A 16,430-nucleotide genomic window follows, 5' to 3' on the forward strand; every position below is an offset into this window, starting at 1 on the left:
CGATTTCCTTGGCGATGACCGACGTCGCCAGGGCCGAGCGCGACCAGTATTTCATCGCCTGTCTCGCGTTCAACAAGGCGCTCGCCGTGGCTGGGACGGCACAATCGACAGCGTAGGACCCGAGATCCGTCGACGCCAAGACCGGTCCACGGTTGGCCACACAATGATGAGCGCGTGTGTTTTGAGGCTAGGGGCGGGTGCGCGTCCGGCGCTGCCCTGGTGCGGCATCGTCCGCCTTGAAATGCATCTCGTCCTGGACCGCGGCAAAAAACCGGCGGACATCGTTGGCCGCCGAAGCCGCATCGCAGCCGGCCGCGACCGCCTTGTCGAGGAGTTCGCGCGCCGTGGCCTTCCAGAACGACGTGGCCGTGTCGCCGTGCAGTCTGCCCAGCCTTGCGGCGACCTCGCGCACCAGCACGGTCTGCCGATCTAGCGGGAAGGTACGCACATTGGCTGAAGACATGTTCTGCACCATGAAACCGACGCAACGAATCAGACGCTGCTCTATGGCTCATGCCTAGCTGTGAAGTCGGAAACGGAACCTTAACGCCGCGGAGTCCGCGCCGATTGGAACGAGTCGGTTGGCCGGCCTCCAGGCCAAGCAGAACTCTAGACCCTCAGGCCCCTCGCCTCGCCGGCGCGCTTGGCCGTAACCATCATATCCCTGGCCAGCAGGCCACTGACCCGGCAAAACGCCATGAAGGCGCGCCAGGCATCCTCAGTCTTGACCACATCCACCGTGGCCCCGAAGCAGGCATTGAACGCCGCCTCATAGACCTTGCCCTGTCGCTTCTTTGGCCAGTCATGCAGGATATCCAGCGCCTGTTCGACGCTGTATATTTCCTCTACCGGCAGCCCGGGCGCGGGCGCGATGCGCACCGGCACCTCGAATTGCAATCTGTCCATTCTATATCTCCCGAACTGGCGTCGACCACAGCAACGCCGTTCGTCGTCAAAAGTTGCTTTGGCTGCTTTTGCGCGAAAATGTGTCGTCAGTGCGATCTCGGCATTCGGAGGAGATCGCGCACCTGGATGTCATCTGAGCGGCCGCGCAAGCTAGGAATATCGCCAGTATCAGTCCATTGCCGGCAGTTCTTCCTTGAACCTTGCGGCTTGCAGTGCCAAATCTGAGGAAATTTTCTAACGGGCTGGTATGCGCCGCCCGCTTACAGGCAAACGGACACTATGGTCACCTATCTCGACGCCGCCACGGCACCCCTCAGGAATACCGGCCAGATCCGCCTCTATGCCGAAGAAGGATTTGCCGGCATGCGCAAGGCCTGCGATCTCACCGCGCGCTGCCTCGATGAACTGGTGCCGATGGTCCAGCCGGGTGTCACCACCGAGACCATCGACCGTTTCGTCTTCGAATTCGGCATGGACCAAGGCGCGCTACCGGCGACGCTCAACTACCGCGGCTACACCAAATCGTCCTGCACCTCGATCAACCACGTCGTTTGCCACGGCATTCCAGACAACAAGCCGTTGAAGGATGGCGACATCGTCAACATCGATGTCACCTACATCCTCGACGGCTGGCACGGGGATTCCTCGCGCATGTATCCCGTCGGCACCATCAAGCGCGCCGCCGAACGCCTGCTCGAAGTCACCCACGAGTGCCTGATGCGCGGCATCGCGGCGGTCCGGCCCGGCGCCCGCACCGGCGCCATCGGCGCCGCCATCCAGACCTATGCCGAGGCAGAGCGCTGCTCGGTGGTGCGCGATTTCTGCGGCCACGGCGTTGGCCAGCTGTTCCACGACGCACCCAACATCCTGCACTATGGCACCGCCTCGGAAGGCGTCGAGATGCGGCCGGGCATGATCTTCACCATCGAGCCCATGATCAATCTTGGCCGGCCGCATGTGAAAGTGCTGTCGGACGGCTGGACGGCGGTGACGCGCGACCGCTCGCTGTCGGCGCAGTACGAACACACGATCGGCGTCACCGAAACTGGCTGCGAGATTTTCACCCTGTCGCCAAACAAGCTCGACCGCCCCGGCCTGCCGCCGGTCAGCTGAAAACAAGATCGCCTCAAGCCGCGGCTTTGAGGCGCCGTCGCCGAAAAAACTCGACCGCGCGCTGCTTACCGCTCTAATCTGCCGTCGAAGCCTTCGGGGAGTGTGGGGGGTCGATGGGGAACAGCGGTGACGACGAACGGGGGTTCTTCTCCGAGCGGTGGCTTGAACCACCGGCGAAGGACAAGGCACCAAGAGACAAATCGACGGACAAGCCACACTATCACGGCCATCGCGACCGCTTGCGCGAGCGCTTCGTTGCCGGCGGCGCGGACGCCCTGCCCGACTACGAACTTCTCGAACTGCTGCTGTTTCGCCTGATCCCGCGCGTCGACACCAAGCCGATCGCCAAGGCGCTTTTGGCGCGCTTCGGCACTTTTGGCGAAGTGCTTGGCGCACCGGTGGCGCTGCTGCAGGAGGTGAAGGGCATCGGCCCCGCCGTGGCGGTCGACCTGAAGGTGATTGCCGCTGCCGCGCAGCGCATGGCGCGGACCGAGGTTCGCGACCGCGAGGTGCTGTCCAACTGGACGCAGCTTCTTGCGTACTGCCGCTCGGCGATGGCGTTCGAGAACCGCGAACATTTCCGCATCCTGTTCCTCGACAAGAAGAACGTGCTGATCGCCGACGAGGTACAGCAGGTCGGCACCGTGGACCACACGCCGGTCTATCCGCGCGAAGTGATCAAGCGCGCGCTGGAACTGTCGGCCAGCGCCGTCATCCTGGTGCATAACCACCCTTCCGGCGATCCGACACCATCGCGTGCGGACATCGAAATGACCAAGCAGATCATCGACAGCGCCAAGCCGCTCGGCATCGCCGTCCACGACCACATCATCATCGGCAAGAAAGGCAATGCCTCGATGAAGGGCCTGCTGCTGATCTGAGCCCGACGCTCGCCGGCGCCGTCAACCCAAACGCCACCGCTCGCGAGCCAATCAGCAACATTCCGGCTTGGCTCAAACGCCCACGCTTGCGGTGTAGAAGTGATATTGTGACGGAAGCGCCCGCTTCGGCGACAATGTCGTAGACTCGCGAATACGAAGCAGCCAGTTCCCGTCAGCCATTGCAGGAGATCTATTCAATGACGCTCGAATGCATAAATCCAAATGATCTGCCGATTCCGGAAATGTACTCCCAGGTCGTCGTTGCGACAGGAAGCAAGCTGGTGTTCGTCTCGGGCCAGCAGCCAGAAGACATACACGGCAAGCTCGTTGGCCATGGTGATTTCGCAGTCCAGGCGCGCCTGGCGTTCGGGAATCTTGGCCGTGCGCTTGCTGCCGCCGGCGCTCGGCCCGAGCAAGTCTGCAAGATCACGATCTACATCGTCGATTACAAACGCGACGAACACGTGCCGATCATCGAAGCGGCCCAGATCGAGCTGTTCGGCGATCACAAGCCGGCAAACGTAGTGGTCGGGATAGCGGTGATGTCTCCCGGCTACCTGATAGAGATCGATGCGATCGCGGTCATCGACCCGTAGGCCAAGCGAGGACGCGTCAAGTCGCCCAAACCAAATCCCGGAACTCGCTGCGAGATTGCCACGACCTTGATCTCTCCATCCATCCACGATCACATCGTCATCGGCAGGAATTGCGATGTCTCGATGAAGAGCCTGCTGCTCACCTGATCAACGTCGGAAACAGGAAACACGCAATGCCCCAGCCCGGCGACGAACCATGGCCGTTCGACAAGCCACGCGCAGCCCTCCTGGTCATCGACATGCAAAGCGACTTCGTCGATGAGGGCGCCGTCATGGAAGTGGCCATGGCCCGCCATCGCATTCCGGCGATGCGGCAGGTGGTCGAGCTTTGCCGCGCGCAAGGCGTCCCGGTGATCTACACCCAGCATGTGCTCAGCGACCATTTCGATATCTCGCCGCTGGAACCAGCTATCAGCCGAAGCTGAAAACCAAAGGCATGCGGGAAGGCAGCGCCGGCGCCGAAATCGTCGCCGCGCTTGCGCCCTTGCCTGGGGATGTCGTCATCAAAAAGCACCGCTACGATGCCTTCCACAACACGCAGCTCGAGACCGTGTTGCGCAACATCCGTGGCGCAGGCCGGGTCGACACGGTGATCATCATCGGCACCGTGACCAGCGTCTGCTGCGAATCCACCGCGCGGAGCGCCTTCATGCGCGACTACAAGGTGGCTTTCATCAGCGACGCCAATGGCGGACTGGACGAGGCATCGCACAATGCAACCCTCGACATCATAGGCAAGGTGTTCGGGCGCGTGATGACGGTTGCCGAGCTTGGGAACCTCTTGCGGAGCTGAGCCCGCGCGTCAGCTGGCGTGCGTCTCAAGCTCCGGCGCCGAGTCTGCCCTCAAGAAGGTCGCGCCGCTGCTGCAATTCGCCGGAGACGAATTTGGTGAAGGCGTGGACGCGCGCCGTGCGGCGCAAATCGTCGTGCACCAGCACCCATAGCGCCGAGCCGATCTCCTCGATCAGCCCTCCGACCCTTACAAGCCCGGGCAGGCTGTCGCCGAGATAACAGGGCAGCGCCGCAACCCCGATTCCGGCGCCCGCCGCATGCGACATCGTCACCAGGGAATCGGCGCGCATGGCGATCTCGACATCGGGCAGCGACGACCGCATCCAGCGGGCGACGCCGGTGTTGGCCAGGCTGTCGTCGGGCGCGATCCAGCGCAGCGCACCCAGTCTCGGCTCCGGGGGTAGCTTTTCGGCGTAGGAACGTGTCGCGTAGGCGGCGAAGGCGACGCCCGAAATGCGCCGGCCCACCAGGATTTCCTGCGGTTGCGACACCGGCCTGATCGCCACGTCTGCATCCCTTTGCGTCAGGTTGGCGATGGAATTCTGCGTCATCGCCTCGACCCGTATGCCGGGATGGAGCTTATGAAACGCCGCCAGGATCGGCGGCAGCACCGACGCCATCAGCGTGTCGGTGGTGGTGACCCGCAACCTGCCTTCGAACCTGAGATCCTGCCTCGACAGTTTGCGCGCCAGTTCATTGACCGTCTCGGCCATTGTGCGTGCCGCGCCCAGCAGTTCCTCGCCGCCCGGGGTGAGGGCATAACCAGTCGGCAACCGATCGAAAAGGCGGATACCCAGCCGCGCCTCGAAGGCGTTGACGCGCCGCAGCACAGTCGTGTGGTTCACGCCCAGGATCCGAGCCGCCGCCGCCAGCGAAGCGCCATCGGCGACGGCCAGCACCATGCGCAGATCTTCCCAGTCGATATCGCGTGAGCTGTGCATTCTTGCAGAAAGATAAGAGAAAACGTTGCGCTCTGCGAGTCAAATGACGCTTCACTGTGCAAAAACGCAGAGCAAGCGGGCGAATCGGCATGTCGATCTGCGCATGCGCGCACGCCATATGGAGTCCGACGACGAAAGAACGGTCGCGGAGAAGAGCCATGACGCCGATAGAACTCTACACCTGCCAGACACCCAACGGGCACAAGGCCTCGATCATGCTGGAAGAGGTCGGCCTGCCCTACTCGGTCCGCTTGGTCGACATCGAAAAGGGCGACCAGACCAAGCCTGATTTCCTGGCGCTCAATCCCAACAACAAGATCCCGGTGATCGTCGACCGGGACGCCCGCCGCACGGTCTTCGAATCCGGCGCCATCCTGCACTACCTGGCGCGACGGTCGGGCAAGCTTCAGCCGGTGGGCGCGCAGGAAGCGGACGATACGCTGACCTGGACCTTGTTCCAGGCGGCCCATGTCGGCCCGACGCTTGGCCAATTGTGGAATTACAAAGTCTTCGCGCCGGAAAAAATCCCTTACGTGATCGAGCGTTTTGAGCGCGAAACCGGACGTGTCTTCCGCGTTCTCGATAGCCGGCTAAAGCACCATGAGCACATTGTCGGCAAAAGCTACGGCATCGCCGATGTGATGACATGGCCATGGATCAACGCGGCCGTCACCAGGCTCGGCCTCAGCCTCGATGACGCGCCAGACCTGGCGCGTTGGTATGCCGCCATAGGCCGACGCTCCGCAGTTGTCAGAGGCATTGCCGTTCCCGCCCTGCCCGAAGCATCGGCTGCCGCTTAGATCATGATGAGATTTGGTTGAAATCTCATCATGACCTAACCCTTTGTTGGAGCATGATCTTTTCCAAAACCCGGCACCCACTTTTTGGGATCATGCCCTAGCCGCCGCACCCCGCATTCAAGGAAAACGATCGTGGAAATCCTCTTCATCCCTCTGGCGCTTGTCGCCGGTGGCCTGCTCGCAGTGCAGGCTGGCGCCAACGCCCAACTTTCAAAGGCGGTCGGCTCTCCCTTTGCCGCGACCACGCTTCAGCTCGCGGTCGGCGCCATCGTGCTGTTGTCGATCACGGCCCTCACCGGAACGACACCGGCTCTGCTTGCCGTTCGGCAAGCCGAATGGTGGCATGCGATCGGCGGCATTGCTTCGGCCTTCTACGTTGTTTCGACCATTCTTCTGTTCCCTCGCCTTGGCGCCGTCGTGTCCGTCGGGCTCTTCATCGCTGGGCAGATGCTTGCATCCTTCGCCCTCGACACGTTCGGCTGGCTCGGGATCCCCGACGCCGGACTGCGAGCCGGGCCTGCCTTCGGCATGCTCGTCTTGCTTGCCGGGGCTGCCCTCATCGTTCTGGGACAGAAGGGCGCGGCCGACAATACCGCATCCTCAAGACCAGGGTGGATCGGACTGGCGCTGCTGGCAGGCGCCGTGCTTCCGGTGCAAGGCGCTGTAAACGCCTTGCTTCGGCACGACCTTGGCGGCGCGCCGTTTGCGGTCGGCACCATCTCGTTCCTGGTGGCGATGCTGGCCATGGCCGCGGTGCTTCTGATCGCGCTTGCCCTGACGAAGACGCCCCGCCCTCGCCTCGCCGGCCTGTCGTCGATGCCCTGGTGGGGCTGGCTCGGAGGTTTTGCCGGCGCCACCTATGTCACGACCGTGTTCACCGCCATCCCCGTCATCGGAGCGGCAGCTGCCGTCAGCCTGACGGTGGCCGGCCAGCAGGTCGCCGGCATCTTCGTCGACACCTTCGGCTGGTTCCGCCTGCCGCAGCGGCTTGTCTCCGGCATGCGGCTCGCCGGCGTCGTGCTGCTTTTGGCCGGCTGCATCATCATCAAGGCGCTTTGATCCCGCTGGAACAAGGCAAGCCGAATCAAACCAGTCCCTGCCCTCCCTGATTTGGGGGTCAGGTGTCGCTCCGGCGTCACCAACGAAGCAAGGTCCGGGCGCCGCAGAAGCAATTTTTCGCTCCTTCCACAACCGGCTCTAGAATTTCGATCGCAAATCACGCATGATGCACTTGGTATTTTCCCGGGACGGCTTCGCGCCCCCTGAAATACCGGGAGGAACGGGACATGCCCATAGTGGTTGTACTCGTTTTGATCGTCGTGGGCTCGGTGTTGTTCCACTTCCTGAGCCCATGGTGGTGGACTCCGATTGCCTCGAATTGGGACTATATCGACAACACCATCATCATCACCTTTTGGATTACCGGCGTCGTCTTCGCCGCAGTCGTCCTATTCATGGCCTATTGCGTTTTCCGCTTCCGTCACCGCGAAGGCAACCAGGCGGCCTACGAACCGGAGAACAAGCGGCTCGAATGGTGGCTGACGATCGTCACCGGAGTGGGTGTTACCGCCATGCTGGTTCCCGGCCTGTTTGTCTGGAGCCGGTTCGTCAACGTTCCAAGCGACGCAACCGTGGTCGAAGTCGTCGGCCAGCAATGGCAGTGGAGCTTCCGCTTGCCCGGCAAGGACGGCAAACTCGGCACATCCGACACCCGCGACGTCACCGCTGAAAATCCGCTGGGCGTGATCGCCAAGGATCCCAGCGGCCAGGACGACGTCGTGGTCGAAGCGGCCGACCTGCATCTGCCGGTCGGCAAGCCGGTCAAGATGCTGCTGCGCTCGATCGATGTGTTGCACGATTTCTACGTTCCGGAATTCCGCGCCAAGATGGACATGATACCGGGCTCGGTCACCTATTTCTGGTTCACCCCCACCAAGACCGGGACCTTCCAGGTTCTGTGCGCCGAACTGTGCGGCCAGGGGCACCCGATGATGCATGGCATCGTCATGGTCGATACCGAGCAGGACTATGTGGCCTGGCTCGACCAGCAGCAGACGTTCGCGCAGTTGTCGGCGCCGCAGCAGACGGGCTCGGTGGAACAGGCGCCGGGCAACGCGACGGCGTCAGCTCTAGAAGTTGCGGCAAAACTCGAAACTGTCGGGTCCCGCTGAAGGGCACGGAGGTGCTCCGCCTATGGTCGATATCACGCCTGCAGATGCCGTCCCGCCCGCCGAAGTCGCGGAAATGGAGCTTTACCATCCGCACAGCTGGTGGACGAAGTATGTCTTCTCGCAGGACGCCAAGGTCATCGCCATCCAGTATTCGGCGACCGCAACGGCCATCGGCCTGGTCGCGCTGGTGCTGTCCTGGCTGATGCGGCTGCAGCTCGGCTTCCCCGGCACGTTCGATTTCATCACCCCCGAGGCCTACTACCAGTTCATCACCATGCACGGCATGATCATGGTGATCTACCTGCTCACGGCACTCTTCCTCGGCGGCTTCGGCAACTACCTGATCCCGCTGATGGTCGGCGCCCGCGACATGGTCTTTCCCTATGTCAACATGCTGAGCTACTGGATCTACCTCCTTGCCGTGCTGGTGCTGGTGTCGAGCTTCTTTGATCCCGGCGGACCGACCGGCGCCGGCTGGACGCTCTATCCGCCGCAAGCCATCATGACCGGCACACCTGGCGGCCAGGAATGGGGCATCATCCTGATGCTCGTCTCGCTGATCCTGTTCATCATCGGCTTCACCATGGGCGGTCTGAACTATGTCGTGACGGTGCTGCAGGCCCGCACGCGCGGCATGACGATGATGCGCCTGCCGCTGACCGTCTGGGGCATCTTCACCGCCACCGTCATGGCGCTGCTCGCCTTTCCGGCGCTGTTCGTCGCCTGCGTGATGATGCTGCTTGACCGCGCGCTTGGAACCTCCTTTTTCATGCCCGCGGTCGTCGAGATGGGGGAACAGCTACAGCACAATGGCGGCAGCCCGATCCTGTTCCAGCATCTGTTCTGGTTCTTCGGCCACCCGGAAGTCTACATCGTGGCGCTGCCGGCCTTCGGCATCGTCTCCGATCTGATCAGCACGCATGCGCGCAAGAACATTTTTGGCTACCGGATGATGGTCTGGGCCATCGTTGGCATCGGCGCGCTGAGCTTCGTGGTCTGGGCGCACCACATGTATGTCAGCGGCATGCACCCCTATTTCGGCTTCTTCTTCGCCACCACGACATTGATCATTGCCATCCCGACAGCGATCAAGGTCTACAATTGGGTGCTGACGCTGTGGCGGGGCGACATCCACCTCACCATACCGATGCTGTTTGCCATGGCTTTCATCGTCACCTTCGTCAATGGCGGGTTGACCGGGCTGTTTCTCGGCAACGTCGTCGTCGACGTCCCGCTGTCGGACACGATGTTCGTCGTCGCTCACTTCCATATGGTCATGGGTGTTGCTCCGATCGTCGTCATCTTCGGCGCGATCTACCACTGGTACCCGAAGGTCACCGGCCGGATGCTGAACGAGACGCTCGGCCGGTTCCATTTCTGGGTCACATTTCTCGGCGCCTACCTGATCTTCTTTCCCATGCATTACATCGGCCTGATGGGCGTGCCGCGGCGCTATGCCGAACTGACCGACGTGACGGTCATGACGGAGTCGGCGCATCACCTGAACTCGTTCATCAGCATCATGGCGTTTATCGTCGGCTTCGCCCAGATCGTTTTCCTGTTCAATCTTATCTGGAGCATCCGCCATGGGCGCGAGGCCGGTGGCAATCCATGGCGAGCCACGACACTCGAATGGCAAACGCCGCAGACGCCACCGGCGCATGGCAATTTCGGCAAGGATCTGCCGATCGTCTATCGCTGGGCCTATGACTACAGCGTGCCCGGCGCCAAGGAGGACTTCATTCCGCAAAACATGCCGGGCACGTTCGGCCCCTCCAGGGAGCCGGCATGAGCGTCATCCTGGTCTTCCTTCTCGTGATCGCCGGCTTTGCCGGCTGGTGGCTCTCGCATCAGCGGCTGATGGCGAAACCATGGCTCGAGCAAGGTGTGGCAGGAGATTTTGTCGCCTTCGACCGATCGAGCCTGCCGACCGCCAAGATCGGCCTCGGTGTCTTCCTCGCCGTGGTCGGCTGCCTGTTTGCGCTGTTCACCAGCGCCTACTTCATGCGTATGGCGCTGTCGGACTGGCAGCCGCTGCCCATCCCACGCCTGCTCTGGCTCAACACCGGCATGCTGGTGCTGAGCAGCATCGCGCTGCAATGCGCCTCGATTGCGGCGCGCAAGCGCCAGATGGACACGGTTAGGCTCGGCCTTGCCGCGGCTGGGCTCACCGCGATCGCCTTCCTCATCGGGCAGCTCATGGCATGGCGGGACCTGACCGCCGATGGTTATTTTCTGGCCTCCAATCCGGCCAACAGTTTTTTCTACCTGATAACCGGGATGCACGGCCTGCATATCGTGGGAGGGCTGGTGGGCCTGAGCAGGACAACCGCCGGCGCCTGGAACGGGGCACGGCCGGAACGGCTTCGCCTCAGCGTCGAATTATGCGCCATGTACTGGCATTTCCTGCTTTTCGTCTGGCTCGCCATCTTCGCTCTTTTAGCCGGCTGGGCCGCGACGTTCATCGATATTTGCCGGCAGTTGCTGACCTAGGAGGTCGAGGAGCATGGCAGAAACGACACTGACGCATACCGGCCAAACGGAGACGCGGCCCGCAGGCTGGCAAGGCATCGCCGCCGACTGGTCCTCGGATCAGCGCGCGTTCAAGAACGTGTCCTGGGGCAAGGCCATGATGTGGATCTTCCTGCTCAGCGACACCTTCATCTTCGGCTGCTTCCTGCTCTCCTACATGACCGCGCGCGTCTCCACACGTGTGCCGTGGCCCAATCCGAGCGAGGTCTTTGCGCTTCGCATCGGCGGTTCGGACATTCCACTGATCCTGATTGCCATCATGACCTTCGTGCTGATATCGAGCAGCGGAACGATGGCCATGGCGGTCAATTTCGGCTATCGCCGCGACCGCCGCAAAACCGCAATCCTCATGCTTCTGACGGCAGCGCTAGGAGCCACCTTCGTCGGCATGCAAGCCTTCGAATGGACCAAGTTGATCACCGAAGGGGTACGGCCGTGGGGCAATCCCTGGGGCGCGGCACAATTCGGCTCGACTTTCTTCATGATCACCGGCTTCCACGGCACGCATGTGACGATCGGGGTGATCTTCCTCATCATCGTGGCGCGAAAGGTCTGGCGTGGAGACTACGACGTCGGTCGTCCCGGCTTCTTCACCAGCCGCAGGGGTCGCTACGAGAACGTCGAAATCATGGGGCTCTACTGGCATTTCGTCGACCTGGTCTGGGTGTTCATTTTCGCATTCTTCTATCTTTGGTGAGAGGCTGACATGGCTGAAGCAACCGCAAACGGCCTCGGGCAACACGCGCTGCACTCTGATCATGCGCATGAAGGGCCATCGACCGGCGTCGCGGAGGTTCATCAGGAACATCCGATCAAGCTCTATCTGGTGGTCTGGGCATGGCTGTTCATCCTCAGCGCCTGCTCCTACATGGTCGATTATCTCGGCATCCACGGCTATCTCAGATGGTCTCTGATCCTGATCTTCATGATCCTCAAGGCCGGGCTGATCGTCGCCGTGTTCATGCACATGGCCTGGGAGCGGCTGGCGCTGACCTATGCGATCATCCTGCCGCCACTTCTGATATTGGTGTTCGTGGCGATGATGCTCTTCGAAGCGGACTACACGCTTCTCACCCGGTTGTCCTTCTTCGGACCGGGGCCCTGACGCACAGTCTTCATCTCCGGTCAAAGACCGGAGATGAAGCTTCCCATCAGCTGATCTGCAGGGTCAGAGGCCTACCCGCGTCGGGGACGATGGCGGCTCCACAACCTTGCGGTAGACATGCCAGGTGGCGTGACCCAGGATCGGCAGCACGACCGCCAGCCCGGCAAACACCGGCAGCGAGCCTATGATCAGGGCGACGGCGACAATCAGTCCCCAGACAGCCATGGGGATCGGGTTCGCCAGCACCGCTCGCACCGACGTGTGGATGGCTTCGTAGGCGCCGACGTCGCGGTCGAGCAGCAATGGGAAGGCGACAACCGTCGTGCACAACACCACCACGGCGAAGACGAAGCCGATGGCGTGCCCGAGGACAATCAGAGACCAGCCGCGTCCGGTGGCAAATATTTCATTGATGAAGCCCGAAATCGATGCAGGCGGAGCCGGGCCGAAGAGATATTCGTAGAACACCTGCGCCGCCAAAAGCCAGGCGATGAAGATTGCAACCAGCATGATCCCGACTGCGGCGATGGCTGGCAGGGCCGGAGAATTCCTGACCTCGAACGCGTGCGTCCAGGAGGTGTCGAGCCCGGCTTCTCGTCTGCGGCTGATCTCGTAAAGGCCGATCGCCGCGAATGGACCGATAAGCGCAAAGCCGGACACCAGCGGAAACAACATCGGCAACGCATTGGCACCCGAAGTCCAGGCAGCGAGCACCACGCCGACAAGCGGATAGATCAGGCAGAGAAAGACGATGTGCGACGGTTTGACCATAAAATCGTCAACACCGCGCTTGAGCGCATCGAAAAGATCGGAAACACTGATTTTTCGGATTTTGGTGTGTTCCAGCGTTTCGCTGGCGCCTGCAATCACGTGAAAACTTGTCATGCCCGTTCCTCCAGACCAGGTCCGGCAAGGTCGCGGTATCACGGTGCTGCCGTTCTGCATGACTGGCCACGCGAACCGCGACCTGCACCGCAATCAATATACTCCATTGACTGGAGCTTGTCGCCCGTTCTTACAAAAGGCTCCCGGAAGGCGAAGTTTCCGAACACAGCGTCATGCCGTCACCCTCCGGCTGACATGAACGCGCGCATCGCGATGGTATCGGCAAGCAGCACGGCAAAGATCGCGAAAAGATAGAAGATCGAATAGGCAAACAGCGCCTTGGCCGGCTTCATCTCCTTGTCGAGGATGACCAGGGCGTTCCAGGCATGCCAGATGAAACCCGCGCCCAACGCAGCCGAAACAATCCCATAGACCCCGCTCGTAAATCCGAACGCCCAGGGCAGCACTCCGATCGGTGCCAGAAGCAGTGAATAGGCGAAGATCTGCCTTCTGGTCGAGGCCTGGCCGGCCACGTTCGGCATCATCGGGATGCCGGCAGCGGCATAGTCGCCGGCCTTGAACAGTGCGAGCGCCCAGAAATGCGGCGGCGTCCACAGGAAAATGATCAGGAACAGGATCAGGCTTTCAATGCCGATGGCGCCGGTGGCCGCCGCCCAGCCGATCATCGGAGGAAGGGCACCCGCTGCGCCGCCGATGACGATGTTCTGCGGCGTCGAGCGCTTCAGCCACATCGTATAGATGACGACGTAGAAAAAGATTGTGAAGGCCAGCAGTGACGCGGCAAGCCAGCCCACCAGCACGCCGAGCGTCATGACCGAAAGTGCGGAAAGCACCAGGCCGAAGCCGAGCGCTTCGCCGGCCGTGACGCGGCCCGACGGAACCGGCCGCTTTGATGTGCGCGACATCAGCGCGTCGATGTCGGCGTCGTACCACATGTTGAGCGCGCCGGCCGCTCCCGCTCCAACCGCAATCGCACCTATGGCGATCACGGCGATGACCGGGTTCATCGCGCCGGGCGCCACCATCAGACCGACGAAGGCGGTAAAGACGGCAAGGGCCATGACCCGAGGCTTCAAGAGCGCAAAGAAATCACTGGCCGTCGCGTCCGAGAGGCGGACGCCGGTATCCTTGAGGCTTTCCTTGACCGACATTTGAGACGACCATCGATGGAAACCGGGCAGCCTAGAGCAATTCCAGGAAAAGTGTATGCGGTTTTCCATCCGGAATTGCGTAAGAACAAAGAGATCGAGCGGATCGCCGTTTCCGTGAAACGGTGAAACGCTCTGGCCGGCCGAAGAGCCAGGTTACGGGGAAAATTGCTTCAGATAGGCGATGACGTTGGCGACGTCCTCGTCCTTCTTGAGGCCGGGAAACGCCATCTTCGTCCCTTTGACCATTGCCTTGGGGTCGTGAAGATACGTCGTCAGTGTCGGCTCATCCCATTTGACGCCGGATGTGCCGGCCGCGATCATGGCTTCGGAATATTTGAAATCCGGATGCGTGCCGGCCGTCCGGCCGATAACGCCATGCAACGAAGGGCCTATCTTGTTGGTGTCTTGGTCTGCGACGTGGCAGACCTTGCATTTGGTGAAGACCTTCTCGCCCGCCGCGGCGTCCTGTGCCCGCGATGGATTGGCGATGAAAGTTGCAACGGAAACGACGGCGAAAAACGCAACCAAGCGCATGGCATTCCTCCCTGATCGTCAAATTTGCCTGAGACGGTCTGCACATGCCGGTAGCACCAGCATGCGCCCTGCACGGCAGAATAGATTCTCCGCTCCTCCTCAGATGGAATTGCGGCACTTGTGTACCACAGAATCTGGCCGGTAGGTAGAACAGGACGACCGTACAAAGGTTCAGGTGGGCTGCGGTGGCTCAAGGCACATCCGCCACAACGAAAAAGGCCGCCTCGGGGGCGGCCTTTTCTGATCTTGTCGTCAGGCGCTTATTCGGCGTCCTTGGCGGCCTTCTTCTTCGGGGCTGCCTTCTTCTTCGGCTCTTCCGCGTCGTCGGCCTTTTCAGCCTTGTCGGCCTTCTTGGCAGCGGCCTTCTTCGCCGGCTTGGCCTTGGCGGTATCGCCCTCTTCGTCGTCAGCCATCAGCTCTTCCTTGCTGACCTTGACGTCGGTGACCGAGATGTGGCTGAGCAGATGGTCGACGACCTTCTCCTCGAACATCGGCGCGCGCAGCGTGTTCAGGGCTTCCGGATTGCTGCGATAGAACTCGAAGGCTTCCTGCTGCTGGTTGGCCGGGTAGCGGCGCACCTGCTCGAACAGGCCGCGCTGCAGTTCCTCGTCGGAAACGGTGACGCCGGCCTTCTCGCCGATCTCGGCCAAAACCAGGCCGAGACGCACGCGGCGCTCGGCAAGCCGCAGATATTCGGCGCGTGCCTCTTCTTCCGTCGTCTCCTCGTCGGCGAAGGTACGGCCGGCGGCTTCGAGATCGCGGTTGACCTGGGTCCAGATGTTGTTGAACTCGGCATCGACGAGCTTCGACGGCGCCTCGAACGAATAGGCCGCGTCGAGCTGGTCGAGCAGCTGGCGCTTGACCTTCTGACGGGTCATCGAGCCGAACTGGTTCTCGATCTGGCCGCGCACCACGTCGCGCAGGCGCTCCAGCGATTCCAGGCCGAGATTCTTGGCCATCTCGTCATTGATTTCCAGCGTACCGGGCTTGGACACTTCCTTGACGGTGACGTCGAAGGTGGCTTCCTTGCCGGCCAGATGCGCTGCCTGGTAGTTTTCCGGGAAAGTGACCGTGACCTGCTTCTCGTCGCCGGCCTTGGCGCCGATCAGTTGGTCCTCGAAGCCTGGAATGAATTCCTTGGACCCCAGAACCAGCGGCTGGTCGGTGCCGGCGCCGCCGGAAAAGGCCTCGCCGTCGATCTTGCCGACATAGTCGATCGAAACGCGATCGCCTTCGGCGGCCTTGCCGGTCTTCGGCTCGAAGCTTCGCGCCGATTCGGCAACGCGCTGGACCTGCTCGTCGATCTCGCTGTCCGGCACTTCGAATACCTGGCGCGTCACCTTGATGTCGGAGAAATCCTTGATCTCGATCGCCGGGATGACCTCGTAGTTGAGGCGGAATTCGAAGTCGGCGCCGCCGGCCAGGATCTTCTCGGCCTCTTTCTCGTCTTCCGTCATGATCACTTCAGGCTGCATGGCGGCCTTTTCGCCGCGCCCCGTGATGATCGAACGGGTCGAATCGTTGAGGATTTCGTTGACCACTTCGGCCATGAACGACTTGCCGTAGACCTTGCGCAAATGCTGCACAGGCACCTTGCCGGGACGGAAGCCGTTGATGCGGACCTTGTTCCTGGCGTCGGACAGCCGCGCCATCAGCTTGGCTTCCATATCACCGGCCGGCACGGTGATCTTGATCTCGCGCTTGAGACCGGAGTTGAGCGTTTCGGTGACCTGCATCGTAAAACCTTTATCTCCACCAAAGAGGCTGCCACGGCGTCTTGCCGTTCACAGCCTGCCGGTACAATCTTGCCGGGAATGGCTTTTGGTACGGAACCTGGCGATTTGACCGAAATTACGGCTCAAATTGTTCCAAACTGCGTTCCAAGATGTGAATAAGTTCTTGTTTTTCCTACTTCTTATCACATTCTGCAGAAGCGGATCGGCGCGTCCCGTCACATTTGACACGCCTTTTGTCACAGGCGAGGCCAATTTTCAACCATCTTCGCGTTGCAGCGAATGACCGCCCCAACGGCAGACATTTTCGCCCCGACATTGACAGAATG

Annotated in this window: 19 protein-coding genes; 12 read left to right on the plus strand and 7 right to left on the minus strand. The window is 61.4% G+C overall.

Annotated elements, in window-relative coordinates; translation table 11 throughout:
* Positions 1 to 187 precede the first annotated feature (187 nt).
* Positions 188 to 463, minus strand: a complete 276-nt coding sequence (locus tag NKJ58_RS08580; RefSeq protein ID WP_023681621.1) for a DUF6074 family protein — start codon at positions 461 to 463, stop codon at positions 188 to 190.
* Positions 464 to 609: 146 nt separating this feature from the next.
* Positions 610 to 906: a DUF982 domain-containing protein gene (locus NKJ58_RS08585; protein WP_023667653.1), complete on the minus strand. Its 297-nt coding sequence runs from the start codon at positions 904 to 906 to the stop codon at positions 610 to 612.
* Between the two features lie 279 nt (positions 907 to 1,185).
* Between NKJ58_RS08585 and map the strand changes: the two genes are divergently transcribed.
* The 5 genes from map (at position 1,186) to NKJ58_RS08610 (ending at position 4,289) form a co-directional block, all read left to right on the plus strand.
* A complete protein-coding gene (gene map, locus NKJ58_RS08590; protein ID WP_023705982.1) occupies positions 1,186 to 2,019 on the plus strand; it encodes a type I methionyl aminopeptidase in 834 nt (277 codons plus the stop codon).
* A 113-nt stretch (positions 2,020 to 2,132) separates the two neighbouring features.
* The gene (gene radC, locus NKJ58_RS08595; RefSeq protein WP_023705983.1) at positions 2,133 to 2,900 is read left to right on the plus strand and encodes a RadC family protein; all 768 of its coding nucleotides are present in this window, start codon (positions 2,133 to 2,135) and stop codon (positions 2,898 to 2,900) included.
* A gap of 197 nt (positions 2,901 to 3,097) precedes the next feature.
* Complete coding sequence (locus NKJ58_RS08600) at positions 3,098 to 3,496, plus strand: RidA family protein (protein ID WP_023681625.1); 399 nt, start codon at positions 3,098 to 3,100, stop codon at positions 3,494 to 3,496.
* A 173-nt stretch (positions 3,497 to 3,669) separates the two neighbouring features.
* A complete protein-coding gene (locus NKJ58_RS08605; RefSeq protein ID WP_023729888.1) occupies positions 3,670 to 3,921 on the plus strand; it encodes an isochorismatase family protein in 252 nt (83 codons plus the stop codon).
* Positions 3,922 to 3,932: 11 nt separating this feature from the next.
* Positions 3,933 to 4,289, plus strand: a complete 357-nt coding sequence (locus tag NKJ58_RS08610) for a cysteine hydrolase family protein (protein WP_023729889.1) — start codon at positions 3,933 to 3,935, stop codon at positions 4,287 to 4,289.
* Positions 4,290 to 4,314: 25 nt separating this feature from the next.
* On the opposite strand, the gene NKJ58_RS08615 is transcribed toward NKJ58_RS08610, so the two are convergent.
* Positions 4,315 to 5,229, minus strand: a complete 915-nt coding sequence (locus NKJ58_RS08615) for a LysR family transcriptional regulator (RefSeq protein WP_352852997.1) — start codon at positions 5,227 to 5,229, stop codon at positions 4,315 to 4,317.
* A 158-nt stretch (positions 5,230 to 5,387) separates the two neighbouring features.
* Between NKJ58_RS08615 and NKJ58_RS08620 the strand changes: the two genes are divergently transcribed.
* From NKJ58_RS08620 to NKJ58_RS08650, 7 genes are all read left to right on the plus strand, one after another.
* Positions 5,388 to 6,029 (plus strand): glutathione S-transferase family protein, encoded by a 642-nt coding sequence (locus NKJ58_RS08620; RefSeq protein WP_031203521.1) that lies wholly within the window; start codon positions 5,388 to 5,390, stop codon positions 6,027 to 6,029.
* Positions 6,030 to 6,161: 132 nt separating this feature from the next.
* Positions 6,162 to 7,088 carry a DMT family transporter gene (locus NKJ58_RS08625; protein ID WP_023729892.1) on the plus strand — a complete coding sequence of 309 codons (927 nt, stop codon included), beginning with the start codon at positions 6,162 to 6,164 and terminating at the stop codon, positions 7,086 to 7,088.
* A gap of 227 nt (positions 7,089 to 7,315) precedes the next feature.
* Complete coding sequence (locus NKJ58_RS08630) at positions 7,316 to 8,200, plus strand: cytochrome c oxidase subunit II (RefSeq protein WP_023667661.1); 885 nt, start codon at positions 7,316 to 7,318, stop codon at positions 8,198 to 8,200.
* Between the two features lie 22 nt (positions 8,201 to 8,222).
* Positions 8,223 to 9,992: a cytochrome c oxidase subunit I gene (gene ctaD / locus NKJ58_RS08635; RefSeq protein ID WP_352852998.1), complete on the plus strand. Its 1,770-nt coding sequence runs from the start codon at positions 8,223 to 8,225 to the stop codon at positions 9,990 to 9,992.
* The gene (locus tag NKJ58_RS08640; protein WP_023716233.1) at positions 9,989 to 10,693 is read left to right on the plus strand and encodes a cytochrome c oxidase subunit 3; all 705 of its coding nucleotides are present in this window, start codon (positions 9,989 to 9,991) and stop codon (positions 10,691 to 10,693) included. The genes ctaD and NKJ58_RS08640 overlap by 4 nt, the downstream gene beginning before the upstream one ends.
* 13 nt (positions 10,694 to 10,706) lie before the next feature.
* Entirely contained in the window at positions 10,707 to 11,429 is a 723-nt protein-coding gene (locus tag NKJ58_RS08645; protein WP_023667664.1) for a heme-copper oxidase subunit III family protein, read from the plus strand.
* Positions 11,430 to 11,438: 9 nt separating this feature from the next.
* The gene (locus tag NKJ58_RS08650; protein WP_023667665.1) at positions 11,439 to 11,837 is read left to right on the plus strand and encodes a cytochrome C oxidase subunit IV family protein; all 399 of its coding nucleotides are present in this window, start codon (positions 11,439 to 11,441) and stop codon (positions 11,835 to 11,837) included.
* A gap of 63 nt (positions 11,838 to 11,900) precedes the next feature.
* Here NKJ58_RS08650 and NKJ58_RS08655 read toward each other — a convergent pair whose 3' ends face one another.
* The 4 genes from NKJ58_RS08655 to tig all read right to left on the minus strand — a co-directional run bounded on the left by NKJ58_RS08655 (position 11,901) and on the right by tig (position 16,104).
* Positions 11,901 to 12,722: a DUF2189 domain-containing protein gene (locus tag NKJ58_RS08655; protein WP_023716234.1), complete on the minus strand. Its 822-nt coding sequence runs from the start codon at positions 12,720 to 12,722 to the stop codon at positions 11,901 to 11,903.
* Between the two features lie 179 nt (positions 12,723 to 12,901).
* The gene (locus NKJ58_RS08660; RefSeq protein WP_023716235.1) at positions 12,902 to 13,834 is read right to left on the minus strand and encodes a heme o synthase; all 933 of its coding nucleotides are present in this window, start codon (positions 13,832 to 13,834) and stop codon (positions 12,902 to 12,904) included.
* A gap of 153 nt (positions 13,835 to 13,987) precedes the next feature.
* Complete coding sequence (locus NKJ58_RS08665; protein WP_023667668.1) at positions 13,988 to 14,368, minus strand: c-type cytochrome; 381 nt, start codon at positions 14,366 to 14,368, stop codon at positions 13,988 to 13,990.
* Between the two features lie 260 nt (positions 14,369 to 14,628).
* Positions 14,629 to 16,104: a trigger factor gene (gene tig, locus NKJ58_RS08670; protein WP_352518672.1), complete on the minus strand. Its 1,476-nt coding sequence runs from the start codon at positions 16,102 to 16,104 to the stop codon at positions 14,629 to 14,631.
* Between the last annotated feature and the right edge of the window lie 326 nt (positions 16,105 to 16,430).

Origin of the sequence: Mesorhizobium sp. M0139, from assembly GCF_040322455.1 — a bacterium.
Lineage (GTDB): Bacteria > Pseudomonadota > Alphaproteobacteria > Rhizobiales > Rhizobiaceae > Mesorhizobium.

Coding starts and splice junctions, on each gene's coding strand:
- NKJ58_RS08580 (WP_023681621.1), bottom strand. CDS start 463: ATGTCTTCAGCCAATGTGCGTACCTTCCCGCTAGATCGGCAGACCGTG.
- NKJ58_RS08585 (WP_023667653.1), bottom strand. CDS start 906: ATGGACAGATTGCAATTCGAGGTGCCGGTGCGCATCGCGCCCGCGCCC.
- map (WP_023705982.1), top strand. CDS start 1,186: ATGGTCACCTATCTCGACGCCGCCACGGCACCCCTCAGGAATACCGGC.
- radC (WP_023705983.1), top strand. CDS start 2,133: ATGGGGAACAGCGGTGACGACGAACGGGGGTTCTTCTCCGAGCGGTGG.
- NKJ58_RS08600 (WP_023681625.1), top strand. CDS start 3,098: ATGACGCTCGAATGCATAAATCCAAATGATCTGCCGATTCCGGAAATG.
- NKJ58_RS08605 (WP_023729888.1), top strand. CDS start 3,670: ATGCCCCAGCCCGGCGACGAACCATGGCCGTTCGACAAGCCACGCGCA.
- NKJ58_RS08610 (WP_023729889.1), top strand. CDS start 3,933: ATGCGGGAAGGCAGCGCCGGCGCCGAAATCGTCGCCGCGCTTGCGCCC.
- NKJ58_RS08615 (WP_352852997.1), bottom strand. CDS start 5,229: ATGCACAGCTCACGCGATATCGACTGGGAAGATCTGCGCATGGTGCTG.
- NKJ58_RS08620 (WP_031203521.1), top strand. CDS start 5,388: ATGACGCCGATAGAACTCTACACCTGCCAGACACCCAACGGGCACAAG.
- NKJ58_RS08630 (WP_023667661.1), top strand. CDS start 7,316: ATGCCCATAGTGGTTGTACTCGTTTTGATCGTCGTGGGCTCGGTGTTG.
- ctaD (WP_352852998.1), top strand. CDS start 8,223: ATGGTCGATATCACGCCTGCAGATGCCGTCCCGCCCGCCGAAGTCGCG.
- NKJ58_RS08640 (WP_023716233.1), top strand. CDS start 9,989: ATGAGCGTCATCCTGGTCTTCCTTCTCGTGATCGCCGGCTTTGCCGGC.
- NKJ58_RS08645 (WP_023667664.1), top strand. CDS start 10,707: ATGGCAGAAACGACACTGACGCATACCGGCCAAACGGAGACGCGGCCC.
- NKJ58_RS08650 (WP_023667665.1), top strand. CDS start 11,439: ATGGCTGAAGCAACCGCAAACGGCCTCGGGCAACACGCGCTGCACTCT.
- NKJ58_RS08655 (WP_023716234.1), bottom strand. CDS start 12,722: ATGACAAGTTTTCACGTGATTGCAGGCGCCAGCGAAACGCTGGAACAC.
- NKJ58_RS08660 (WP_023716235.1), bottom strand. CDS start 13,834: ATGTCGGTCAAGGAAAGCCTCAAGGATACCGGCGTCCGCCTCTCGGAC.
- NKJ58_RS08665 (WP_023667668.1), bottom strand. CDS start 14,368: ATGCGCTTGGTTGCGTTTTTCGCCGTCGTTTCCGTTGCAACTTTCATC.
- tig (WP_352518672.1), bottom strand. CDS start 16,104: ATGCAGGTCACCGAAACGCTCAACTCCGGTCTCAAGCGCGAGATCAAG.